We start from the raw sequence: 12,602 nt of genomic DNA on the forward strand, positions 1-12,602 counted from the left end.
GCGGAATATTAGCTAAGGCGAATTCAACTGCTGACGTGACCTTCGATGACATGGATGTCATCGTAGAGCCGCCATGGATGGCTTCACGGCGTGTCACGGAAGCAGTTGAATTCGGCGCACAAACGAGTGACATATTAAGTGTTTAATCATATGCAGGTTGCTAGGACTGATTAATCTTGTCACTTTAACGTTCAGCTAATTTTTTGTCGCGTAGCAAAACAGCCGCAAAGATCTTTGCGGCTGTTTTGCTATTGAAGCGCTTTATTTGAGCCGCAATTTAAAAATTTACGCTAAATAACACGCTATTCAGCCACCATCGCCATGAGTGCGGGTAAAAACTCGTTATCTAATGCGGCGATTTCGCTTTGTTCGACCAGCACTTGATTGAGAATGTCATGGCTGGTGAGGGGGTTGGCGAGTACTACGCGAAACACCACGGTTGCTTGTCTAAAATAGCGGGCTGGCTGAATGCGGGTGCGGGAGACGAAGGACTTACCCTGTTCGCGTTGGTGCTTTTGAATAAACTGAGTAAGACCATCGAGCAGCTCGTTAAAGCGGGCGATTCTTATCGTGTCTGCTTGCTCACAGGCAAGCTGCATGGCGGCTTGGACGCGGGCGGGCACATAACGGTAAGTCAGCAGACAAAGTTCTGGCTCAGTGATTAGCTCAAAATCCTCATGGGCTTTGATTTGTTCGGCAAAATAGCGCGCTTTTTCAAGGCTGTTATTGATTAAGATTTCGTAGCCATCGCGGCCGATGATCTGTAAGCAAGCGTGCACTAACATCGCCATGCCGGGGCGTGAACCTTCCAGCGTTTGGCTGCCTAAGTCCTTTGAACCACGGCGCAGAATATACTCGGCGTGATGGGCAATGGCGTGGGCAAACTCTGGATCTTTAAATAACACCATGCCTGCGCCCATGGGCACGTACATTTGTTTGTGGGCATCGATAGTGACTGAGTCCGCAAGTTCGATACCTGCGAGTAAGTGGCGGTATTTATTGGATAATAAACTTGCGCCGCCCCACGCTGCATCCACATGGAAATGGCAGTTTAACTCTTTTGCCAGCGCAGCTAATTCTGTCAACGGGTCAACATTACCGGTTTCTGTGGTGCCAGCCACGCCAACAATCGCTAACACTTTGATGTTTTTGCTAGCAAGTTCAAGGGCGGCTTGGCGCATTTTTGCGACATCGACCTTGTTATCGCTGCCCGTGGGAATGCTGATGATATTATCACGGCCGATGCCAAGCAGATCGACGGCTTTGCCCAGCGAGTAGTGACCGCGCTCTGAGACCAAAATCGCTAAATCGTCATAGCCATAGTGGCGTAGTGCCTTGAGTAAGCCTTCGCGGCTGACGCCTTTAAAGTCGCCATCGGCCTTGAGCAGTTGGTTGCGGGCAATCCACAGGGCCGTGATGTTGGCAACCGTGCCGCCTGAGCAAAATGCGCCGAGGGAATGATTGGCGCTGTGCATCCAGCTTTGATAAAAATCCGTATCTTGGTCGTAAATCAAATGGTGCATCATGCCGAGCACTTGGCGCTCAAGCGGCGTAAATGCCTTAGAGGTTTCGATTTTGACCAGATTTTGATTGAGTCCCACCATCATCTTCGACAGTGGCAACACAAAGTAGGGCAGTGCAGAGGTCATGTGGCCGATAAAACTTGGCGCCGCTGTGTGTACCGAATGCGCCACCAAATTTTGCATGATTTCGTCGGTGTAATCGGAGACAAAACGCGGCTGAGTTGGGATCTCAAAGGCTTGAAAATCGGTTTCGATTTCAGACAAGGGTTTTTCGAGCGCGGCGATACTGTCACCCAAAAAGCCTGCTAAGTCCTCGGAGAGCTTTTGCTCAATAATACTCAGCGTTGAGCTTGCATCTTCCGGTGCAGTAAAAATGCGCAGCAAACTTGCTTCGGATGCGGTGGCTTGGCGAGGGAGTTTCTGGGTCATGGGGCTTGCCGTCTATTAATTTTTATAGTGAAACTGCAAATGGGCTCGAAGAGTATAACGGACCAGTGACTTTCGACCAGTGATGCGCGATCAGTGACTCTCAAATTTTCAATCAGCGGAATACCAAAAAGGGAGCTCACTTTACTGCAAGGCCTTTTAGGCATCAAGCACTAAAATTTGGTATTACCAAAGCGTTGCGGCCTAAAATAAGCAAAGGCGCCGTTATGGCGCCTTTCTTCAAATCATTAAACAGAGGGAATTACTTAAGTATTAGTTCCAGTATTAGCGCTGGCCTAACATGAGTACCGCGCCGATATTTCGGGCGGTATTGCAAAGGTTTAGCTTGGCATTGGCCAGCACATCATCAAGCGGACTTAAGTGCGGGATGATAGGGAAGATAGCCGCCATACCGTGATCCAATATGGCATTGGCGTTTTCACCGAGGCAGCCCGCGATACCGATAGTGGGAATGCCCTGCAGTTTGGCTTGCTTTAACACGCCCATTGGGGTTTTACCAAACACGGTTTGACCATCGATACGGCCTTCACCTGTGATCACTACATCGGCGCCACGGATTTTGTCCGCAAGGCCAACGGTTTGCATTACAATCTCAACCCCAGGTTTAAGCTCGGCATTTAAAAAAGCCATCACGCCAAGACCCATACCGCCAGCAGCGCCAGCCCCAGCATGATCGCGGTGATCACTAATGCCATTGCGGGCAATCACATCGGCATAATGGGCAAGAGCGGCATCTAGCTGCTTAACCATCTCGGGCGTCGCACCTTTTTGCGGACCAAAAATTGCCGATGCACCGCGTTCACCGCACAGTGGATTATCAACATCGCAGGCAACTTCGAAGCTGCACTCACGTAAAAGTGGATGAGCGTTTGATACATCGATTTGAGCAAGGTTCGCCAGCGCTGCGCCGCCAGAAGGTAGCGTTTTACCTTGGCCATCGAGCAATAAAATATCCAGCGCTTGGGCCATACCCGCGCCGCCATCGTTGGTGGCACTGCCGCCTAGCCCCAAAATGATGTGCTTTATCCCCCGATTAAGCGCATCACAAATCAGCTCGCCTGTTCCATAACTTGTGGTAAGCAGCGGGTTACGTTGCTCCCTCGGCACATGGTGCAAACCTGAGGCTGAGGCCATTTCAATCACGGCAATCGCGCCTTGATGTGGCGATTTGCTCGTTGGATCTGCACGTGAAACTGAAGCAGAACTTGTATTGATCGCAGCGCCGAGAATGCCTTCCCCAAGGATGCCATAGTGTGCTTGCACTCTATGCCCCAGGGGCCCCATGACCTCTAAGCTGACAATACTGCCGCCCGTGGCGTCCACCATAGATTGCACTGTGCCTTCGCCACCATCGGCAACGGGTATTTTGATTATGTCGCAGTCGGGTATCACTTGTTTTAAGCCTTGTTCGATGGCGTTGGCCACTTCGAGCGCGCTTAAGCTTTCTTTAAATGAGTCGGGGGCGATAACTATTTTCATTAAAAATCCTACAGCTAAATGGGATAAAACAGGGCTCAATGTTGAACACTAAACCCAATGCCACTTACGTTGGGCGCAACAACATCCCTGTGCTAAAACTGAGGTATATAAAGGCATTTATATCCATCACTGGCACATTAATCTGTTGCAATTATTAGGGCGTATAACAGAGATATATCTTGGGCACGGTATGTGCCCAAGGGACAATATTGAATCAAGAACTCATTAATATTAGAGCAACACTAGGCTTAGCACATACACAGTTACCATGGACGTTACACCTTGGATTAGGGTCGCCATAGTTTGGGCTTTATAGGCTTGTTTGACACTCATGCGGCTAAATTGGGTGACGACCCAAAAGAAGCTGTCATTGGCGTGGGAAACTGTCATCGCACCTGCGCCAATGGCCATTACTGTTAGTACTCGGCCCATATCGCTACCAAGACCAATATCGCCAAGCATAGGCGCAACCAGTGCAGAGGTTGCGACTAACGCTACCGTCGATGAACCCTGCGCTGACTTAAGCGCTGCAGCGACGATAAATGGCATGAAGATTCCTATACCCAGTGCCGACAGTGATGTGCCTAAAAAGTCACCGATAGGCGTGGCTTTTAATACCGCACCAAAGGCACCGCCTGCACCTGTGATTAAAATAATCGGCGCAGCAGTGACGAGCCCTTGGCTGATGCGTTCGCTAAATTCGCTGATCTTATTCTCACCCTTTAATAGCAGCAGGGATAAAAACAGGCCAATCATCAGGGCATTAACGGGCTGACCGAGGAACACTAGCGCATCAAACACACCTTCTTTACCCAAAGGCGCAGAAGGGAAGTTAGCGATAGAACCTAAACAAATTAATACGATAGGCACAAAAATCGGTGCGAAAGCTTTTAATGGGCTTGGTAAAGTACCATAGCTTTTTTTCAGCGTTTCATAGTCGCTGGCCTGCGCTTTAAGTTCTTCTGCGCCTTCACCATCGGGCTCAACATCGGCAAAGCGGTTTGCCCATAACATACCTGCGAGTGCCGCAACAGCGGCCACAAAGAGACCCACACCGATCACTAAGCCTAAGTTGGACTCTAAGCCTAAGTTGCCTGCGGCGGCGATAGGGCCTGGCGTTGGCGGTACAAAGGTGTGAGTGGCGTACAGACCTGTGGCTAAGGCAACGCTCATGGAGACACTAGAGACCTTCATGCGGTTCGCCATCGATTGTTTCAGTGAGTTTAAGATCACAAAACCCGAGTCACAAAAGACCGGAATAGACACGAGATAACCGATAATTGACATAGTGAGTGTCGGGAAGCGTTTACCTAATATCTTGATCACCACATCGGCCATGGTGATGGCGGCGCCGCTTTTTTCCAGAATAATCCCTATGATAGTGCCTAAGACGATCACTAAGCCGATATAGCCTAAAATATTGCCAAACCCTGTGGTAATGGTTTTAGCGATTTCTCCGCTTGGCAGGCCATAGGCGAAGGCCGCGATAAAGGCGGCCAGAATTAAGGTTAAAAAGGGGTGGAGTTTAAATTTTGAGGTCGCGATAACAATAAATGCAATCACGCCGATGAGAATAAGCACTAAGTTCATAGTTTGTCCCGTTCAGTTCTTGGCTGAAGTTTTTGAGTAAGTTTTTTGACTTATAGTGTAGGGCGCAGTGCTTATTTGGGCCTGAGTCCAAATGAGGGCTGCTTTAAGGTCATCCTATTATTGTGCAGGTATGTTTGAATAGCTTTGGCTAAATCCACGGAATTACCGCGTTATGTTTCGCCATTTTTGTGCTCATGCACAAAAATGCTTAGGTGAATTCGAATGCAGGAGGAGGCGTTTTGTCGGTAAGGGAGGCGCTTGTCGATAAGGATTGGCAAATAGGGCTATTTGCCAATCTTAAACAGGAGGGACTTAACTCGACATCTTTATTGACGACGAATAAAGGATTCGACATAGGCTGCGGTGCGGGCATTGAGTATGGGATCGGCAGATGCAGTAATGCCCTTAGGTAATAACAGTGGGTTAAATATGCCTTTATCGCACTGTTGAACTTGGGGATCGCTGTCTCGCTCACCGTTAATCATCACTTGGCCTACCAGTAAACGCTGGCGAGTTTCAGGCCAGATCACAGTTGGGTCATTAATCTCATCCCCCATTTCGGCGAGTTGAATATAGAGGTTCCATTGTGCTGGCTGGGTTTTAATGCGCTCGAGTAATTCTGCCTTTAAAAAATCATCACTGAGACTGGCAAGTTCACTGGCTGACAGCGCGGCAGTACCTGCGACAGGTTCAAAAATCCATTTACCCGCGACCGTTTCACCTTGTTGAACACTGTTTTTTTGCGTGCTGAACAGGAAACTATTTACACCAAAGTAGCGGCTGTTGGCAAAACTTGGGCTGGGAGGCAACTGTTTAACGTAGTCGAAAAAAGCTTTGGCGCTGGGTTGATTATCAATAAGCCACTGTTTACCTTCAGGACCTTGTTTCACTTTGGTCTGAAAGTTAAAAAACTCTTCGAGATTTTTGGCAAAGAAAACGGGAACGTTAGTGGTGACAAAGTTAAGATTTTCTTTATCGCCGTCAATTTTGAGTGACATAAAGCGCCCAGCGGTTTTATCTGAGATCTGCGGATTTGTACCGCCGAGGGAAAAGCGGGCTGTGACCTTGATACTATCTTGATTAAAAAATGGAATTGCCAACGTTTGTTGTAATTGTGGATTCGGTTTAAAACTGCCCGAGGTACAAAATCCCTTAGTGTGATTACGCAGTTTGACATTTTTACCCGCCTCGCGACTTGCCGCATCGGGTGTGCCGTTGACGGCATCGACCAGTTCGGGAATGGTTTTCTCGGCCGCGATTAACGAAGGTGAAGTCAGCGCTAAGCCGCTAATGAGACAAGCTTTGGCGAGTAAAGTCAGTTTGATTGAGGTCATTATCATTCCTTTCAATGGACTAAGTCGAGAGCGCTAGCATATCGACGCGATACTATATGAAAGGATAGGAAAGGGGATACGGTATAAATCTTTCAATTAATTTTTTAGTACAGGCTAAGTTTTACTCAATTGATCTGGCCATCAGGTCGGCGCCGTCATCTGCGGGCTTTTTTCTAGCTAATCTGTTGAGTTGCTAAGTCATTTGAGCGTTAAGTTAAGCGAGTCGAAGTATCAATTAATTGCCCAAGATACAGGCTTAATAATCCATGCAGGGATTGAATGTCGGCTTGGGTGATTTGCTGAATTTTATCAAGGCGATATCTCAGTGTATTGCGATGAATAAACAGGGCATTCGCGCATTGCTGTGCATCGCCAAAGTGGGTGATGTAAGCCGCTAAGGTTTTGCGTAATTGGCCGTTTTTATCCGCCTTGGCGAGTTGCTGGTAGGGCGTTGCCAGCGCCTGACCGCGCCAGTCATGTTTTAGCCCTGCAAGTAACACTTGTAGGGAATAATCTTCAAACAGGTATTTATTCCCTTCTGCATTGAGCTGCTTACCGAGTGCCAAGGTTTCTTGAGCCGTGTGATAGGAGCGCGCTATCCCGCCTTTTTCCGGGAAGAAATGGCCTAGAGCAATTTTAAAGTTTAAATCCATTTGGGCGGGTAAGCGCTGCAATAGCTTATCGATACGCTGATTTTCAAGCTCAGGATCCCATTGTTTTCCATCTAAAAAAGCAGGCTTTAGGATCACCAACTGCGACATTGAGGTCATGGCAATCAAGTTACCACGGTCAGGATATTGCAATAGATGCAGCACTTGCTTGAGGGTTTCACTGACTCTGGGGCTGCGTTCATCGGCGGGCTGAGTGGATGCCTCAGCTAAGTACAAGGCCGCTGGGGTGGTGTCGGTTTTTAAATGGTGTTTCTGGATGTTTTTCTCGCTGATCTCAATAATGGCCGCGACTCTTGGCAGGCTGATATCAATGTCTAGCTGTTTTGCCCAGCGGTGCAACTGTGCATCATCGGTTTCAGCTTTGATCAGTTGCAGAATAAACTCTTCACGCTGGCGATTCTCCCATTGCAATTTATCCTGCAGGTTGGCTTGTTCAACAATCATTTCGGCGGTCATTTTAAGTAACTCACCATAATGGGTGAGCTCACGTGGATCACCGGTAATACCGACGACGCCGATAATTTGTCCTTGATAATGTAAGGGTAAATTGATGCCTGGCTTAACGCCATGCAGCCCTGATGCGACTTCTTGACTGATCTCAACATTGCGATTTTGGGCAATCGCCAGCAGCGCGCCTTCGTGGGTTGAGCCAATGCGCTTAGGGTCGCCTGAGCCTAAAATCACCCCTTGGCCGTTCATCACATTGATATTGTGGCCAATGATTTTCATTGTACGACTCACAATTTGCTTAGCAATGGCAGAATCAAGCAGATACATACAGGCGCCTAGTGGGGTTGAAGGTTTAACAGGGATGCAATACGCATTCTTAATCTGGGTAGCATATCGCGTTCAAACTCAGGATGCTGCTTAAGCCAAAGATTATTACGCGGGCTTGGGTGCGGCAAGACAAGATACTTAGGCCAATATTGCTGCCATTGCGCGCATGCTTGGGTCACTGTTATTGGTTTCAGTTTGGGGATGACTGTTACTTTAGCGCTGGTCGAAATTTTACTGCTGGTTGTTTGAGGCTCAGTGATCGGTGAAGTGGGGTTTACGGCCTCGGACGATTCGCGCGGTAGATGATAGTCGATGGCATATTGGCCGAGGATCACAATTAGCTCTATTTGCGGCATTAGGGCGAGCAAGGCCTGATGCCAAGTGGCAGCACATTCGGGGCGCGGTGGTTTATCACCCTGCTTTTTACCGTTTTTTTCGATACTGCCCGGAAAACAAAATCCCATAGGGATAATGGCAAAAAGATTGGGGTCGTAGAATTGCTCCCGCGTGACATTTAACCAAGTGCGCAGCCGTTCACCGCTGGCATCGTCAAAAGGTATGCCTTTATGGTGGGTTTTCACGCCCGGAGCTTGGCCTGCAATCAAAATTCGCGCTTGGGTACTGGCCTGTAATATCGGCTTGGGCGCTAAGGGTAAATGGGCCTGACATAAAGTACAGGCGCTGATTTTTGCCAGCAGTTTGGCCATTGATGCCGAGCATGATGGCGATACAGTTACGCACAGTGGCGATGGCGCTTTAGTGAGATTCGTCTTAGTCAATTTAATCGCTAATTTTATCGTTGCTCATTCATTTCCAATCAGGATTGGAGCATCATCACTGTTTGATATACCCAGTAGCCAAAAAGAGAATAGCCAAGGATTAAACCGATATAACTTAATATCTTAGGAATTTGATTTGTGCTTGAAGCTAAACAAATGTGGGCCAGCACAATCGTAAAGAGGGCTAATGGCGCAATCACATAGCTCAAAGCTAAGATGAATAATGCCCCTAGGCTGATGATCCAATCTGCATTGCGATTGGTGGGTTTATCGATTTGGCAAAGCTGTAGTGGCAATAAAATCAGTCCAATACCGACACAGATAATACCTAAGTTAAGGGCGAAATCACTCCAACCTCTATGATCATAAATGGCTAACGCAATGGCAATTAATGGCACTATTAGTGCGCTTAATACATGGCGTTTGGCAAAAGTGGCGCTACGGTACTGACCCGCAAAAAAGAATAAGCCCTGTAGAAACAGATTGATTAAGGTAAAACCACCTAGGCCTAAAATGATAAATAGGCTCGCTGCGCCACCCGAAGGGTCGAACGCCATGGCGGGTAAGGGTAATAGGCTTAGCCCCACTAGTGCGGGAATTGATAACAGCCACTGAGATTGGGAGAGTGAAGAATAAATACGCATGGGCTCAGAGGATTAACTAAAAGATTGAATTAAGATCCGCTAAAGTGAGCCAAAACTCAAGGATTAAGGTTTTTATGGGCGGACTTTCGCGCCAGAGTCTGATCTTATTCAAGATTTTTACTGTTATCTGCCATGACGTTATCGCTTTAAAAGATCCTGCTGCACTTAAACAAAAGCCCGCAAAATGCGGGCTTTTCGTGTTATGAACAGTATCGATTAGAGTTTGTAACTCATGCTCAGCATGATCATTTGCGCTGTGTAGTCATGGCTATTGCTGCCAAAGCCTACGACGTTCCAGATCCCATCGACGGCGATATCATTGGCGGCATCATTGTCTTTATAATTCTCAATTTTATAATCCAAGCGCAGCGCCATTTTCTCGGTGGCTTGATATTGAGCATATAAGTTAATGTTGTGCACTTTGGCAAAATAATCGCCATAGTCGCCTGTGATACCTTGTCTGACTTGAGTGTTACTGTCGGAGTTTGAATAAGTGTAATCCAATCCCATGCGTAACTTGTTCTCAAGCAAGTTGTTGTAGCTCAGGCCTGCCCCGATCACATCTACATTGTCTTCAATGAATCCTGTCCATGTCGGGGTGCTGTAATTACTGCTTCCCGCTTGTTCTGACTCAATGATTTGGTAGTTGTAGAAGGCTGTCGCCAGTAAATCATCGGTGATCATGTAGCTGATGTTGGCATCATAACTGGTGTCTTTTGACTCAGTTAAGCCAATAACTGTGTCAGAGTAGTCATCTAATGCGTAACGGGCACCGAAATCTATGGTCAAGCTGTCGATTGGCGAGTGGGTGACTCGAGCTTCAATCTGGGTTCTGTCGCGGTTAGCCAGATTGTACTTACGTAACAGGCTGTTGGTTTCAGAAGATGTCCATTCAGAAGCTTGATATTGCGAGCCATCACGCTGACCGTAACTGCCCTTAACCCACATATCCCAAGTTTCAAAGCTGTTAACGCGCAAACGTGCCCAAACAGTATTTTCATCCGTGGTTTCACGGTCTTGATAATTACGGTCATCACGTTTGAAGTCATAGCCGCCATCAAGCTTCAGTCCATGGGTAATACGATAATCCGCCGCCACTTTGAAGCGTTGGCTAGTGTTATCGTAAGGGGTGTTATAGGCCACCTTACCATTGACATTGTTGATGCTGACTTGGGTCCACTCTTCAATTTGAGTATTGTTATCACGGTCGCTATAGTCGTAGCTACCACTTAAGCGCAGTGAGTTAGTCACTTTACTGACGACTTTTAAGTTCAACCCTGTGAGGTCAACTTTGGCATCAACGGCCTCTGTTGGCACTTGATAGCCATAGCCTGAAGTGACTAATGCTTGGTCTTGACTCATTTGTCCCGCAAGCACACGACCTGTTAACACATTGGTATTGTCGTTGTATTGACCCATGAGCGACACTGTGTGTGACTGGTTGTCAGGGTCAAGGGCGAGTGTGCCAGAGGTTTGAGCACCAAAGGTCGGATTGAAGGCACTGTCGAAGTTTAACTGGTTGTACTCGTTCTTAAAAATTGAGCCATTGTAGTTAAGTGCAGTGAACCAACGATCGCCTTTTAGTTTAATGCCAGCTTCAATGGAGTCAGTGGTGTAATCAACTGGCTCAGCTAACATCATGGATTGGTTAAAGAATCCACCTGATGTTTTTTTCAAGCCGGTTTTTTCTTCACGCATGTAGCTCACATGCGTACTCCACAGCGATTCACCTTGATAGTCAAAACCTAACCCTGTGCGCTCACGTTTGAGCGACAGTTCTAAGGCATTTAGGTTGTCCATCAGTAACGGCATCTGGTTGCTTGAACCCGCAGTTACCCAGTTGTCTGGCAAGGTTAAATTATCGCTGCCGACACCAGAGTAGGGCGTTAAGGCGCTATTACTGTTGTAAGTGGCGATTTGGCGATAGTTTACATTGACATTATACTGACCTTGTTTACCCGCATTGACATCTAAACGGCCACCATCCATGCCCAGTTGATAAGCTTCAACGCTGGCTTGATAGCCTTTCTCACCACGGAAGGTGACATCGGCATCAAATTTACCCGCAACTTCGTTTGAAGTCCCAAAGGCATTCGCCGAGCGAATATCCTCTTCGCTGTTGTAACCCACGCCAACACCCACAGTGCCAGACGTACCCGTTTCAACAACGCAGCCTTTACAGCTCCAAGCGGACATTTTGACTTTTTCTGTATTGGCATTGGCTAAGCCATACCCGTCGGCCGCTATTGCAAAACCTGTGTTTGCGAGTAACGCCAGAGTGATCAAATTGAGTTTAAATTTCATTTTCTCGTCTCCTTAGCGCTGTAATAGCTTGCCAGATGGATGGTTTGAACCATGGACCTGACTGTGGCAATTTAAACAGCTTCTTCCACCCGTAAAGGCATTGTCGCCGACGTTTGAACCTAAACCAGTGTTACCTAAGTAAGCATTGCTGGCGTGTCCATCGCTGGCGTGACATTGCTGACACAGCTGCGGTGCGCGGGTTTTCAACATGGCATCATTCACACTGCCGTGAGGATTGTGGCAAGTCACACAGTTCTCAGTAACGGGTGCATGTTCCCACAGTTTTGGGCCGCGTTTCTCGGCGTGGCAGGAGTAACAGGTTTCGTTAATGCTAGGCTTGTTTAGATCGGAATCTGTCATGCTCCCATGGGGATTATGACAATCGCTACAGGTCATTTGAGCCCATTTTAGTGGGTGACTCGAGCGTTTATTCATATCTGCTTTTTGCTTCGTGTGACAGCTAGTACAGACTTCCATTTCGGTGTTTTTTGATAACACAGGATCTTTTGCGACATGCACTTGGTGGCATGAGGCACAAGCAACATCGGCATTGTCATGGTGACTACCGTTCCAAGATACGCGTTTATCATCTTGGTGACAGCTCATACAGACACTGTTTTGTTTTTCTGCACTTAAGGTCGATTGCTTACCAAAAGTGATCATCGGCTCGTTGCCGCCTTTATTGTGTTGACCCATAGGACCATGACAGGCTTCACATTGCAGGCCAGCCATTGGGCTCTTTGATGAATCAATGGCGCCATGAACACCTTTGAAGAGGTCCATCACTTTTTCAGATTTTTTGTGGCACATCAAACAAGAATCGGCACCTTTAGGGGAGTAGCTGCCTTCGGCAAACTTCTTATCTAAGGTGGCTTCGACTTGTTCTGGAGTCATTTTGTCATCCCACTTTGAGGCGTGTGCACTCGGTGTGATGCATAAAGACATCACTGCAGACATTGCCATGGAGATGACAAGTGCCGGCAGTAGGTTTTTCATTTTTAGGCTGTTCTTCATAATAGGCTTCCCAATTTGTCCCAACAAAATTCAAGAAAGG

Annotated in this window: 9 protein-coding genes; all 9 read right to left on the reverse strand. The window is 47.5% G+C overall.

Annotation, left to right across the window (positions count from 1 at the left end; all coding sequences use genetic code 11):
- Nucleotides 1–302: 302 nt before the first annotated feature.
- The 9 genes from panP to mtrA all read right to left on the reverse strand — a co-directional run bounded on the left by panP (nt 303) and on the right by mtrA (nt 12,562).
- Nucleotides 303–1,952 (reverse strand): pyridoxal-dependent aspartate 1-decarboxylase PanP, encoded by a 1,650-nt coding sequence (panP, locus tag HGO26_RS04655; RefSeq protein WP_105252952.1) that lies wholly within the window; start codon nt 1,950–1,952, stop codon nt 303–305.
- Between the two features lie 282 nt (nt 1,953–2,234).
- Complete coding sequence (locus HGO26_RS04660; RefSeq protein WP_168823628.1) at nt 2,235–3,449, reverse strand: glycerate kinase; 1,215 nt, start codon at nt 3,447–3,449, stop codon at nt 2,235–2,237.
- 231 nt (nt 3,450–3,680) lie between these two features.
- Nucleotides 3,681–5,039, reverse strand: coding sequence for a GntP family permease (locus tag HGO26_RS04665; protein WP_113938868.1), 1,359 nt, complete (start codon nt 5,037–5,039; stop codon nt 3,681–3,683).
- A gap of 326 nt (nt 5,040–5,365) precedes the next feature.
- The gene (locus tag HGO26_RS04670; protein WP_168823630.1) at nt 5,366–6,373 is read right to left on the reverse strand and encodes a catalase family peroxidase; all 1,008 of its coding nucleotides are present in this window, start codon (nt 6,371–6,373) and stop codon (nt 5,366–5,368) included.
- A 209-nt stretch (nt 6,374–6,582) separates the two neighbouring features.
- On the reverse strand, nt 6,583–7,821 hold the full coding sequence (locus HGO26_RS04675; RefSeq protein WP_028760487.1) for a sugar diacid recognition domain-containing protein: 1,239 nt from the start codon (nt 7,819–7,821) through the stop codon (nt 6,583–6,585).
- An 8-nt stretch (nt 7,822–7,829) separates the two neighbouring features.
- Nucleotides 7,830–8,528 (reverse strand): uracil-DNA glycosylase family protein, encoded by a 699-nt coding sequence (locus tag HGO26_RS04680; RefSeq protein WP_168824104.1) that lies wholly within the window; start codon nt 8,526–8,528, stop codon nt 7,830–7,832.
- A 110-nt stretch (nt 8,529–8,638) separates the two neighbouring features.
- A complete protein-coding gene (locus HGO26_RS04685; protein ID WP_168823632.1) occupies nt 8,639–9,244 on the reverse strand; it encodes a hypothetical protein in 606 nt (201 codons plus the stop codon).
- A gap of 216 nt (nt 9,245–9,460) precedes the next feature.
- On the reverse strand, nt 9,461–11,548 hold the full coding sequence (locus tag HGO26_RS04690) for an MtrB/PioB family decaheme-associated outer membrane protein (RefSeq protein ID WP_168823633.1): 2,088 nt from the start codon (nt 11,546–11,548) through the stop codon (nt 9,461–9,463).
- Nucleotides 11,549–11,560: 12 nt separating this feature from the next.
- Nucleotides 11,561–12,562, reverse strand: a complete 1,002-nt coding sequence (gene mtrA / locus HGO26_RS04695) for a decaheme c-type cytochrome MtrA (protein ID WP_028760483.1) — start codon at nt 12,560–12,562, stop codon at nt 11,561–11,563.
- Nucleotides 12,563–12,602 lie beyond the last annotated feature (40 nt).

The sequence above is a fragment of the Shewanella oncorhynchi genome, from assembly GCF_012584455.1.
Classification (GTDB): Bacteria; Pseudomonadota; Gammaproteobacteria; order Enterobacterales; family Shewanellaceae; genus Shewanella; species Shewanella oncorhynchi.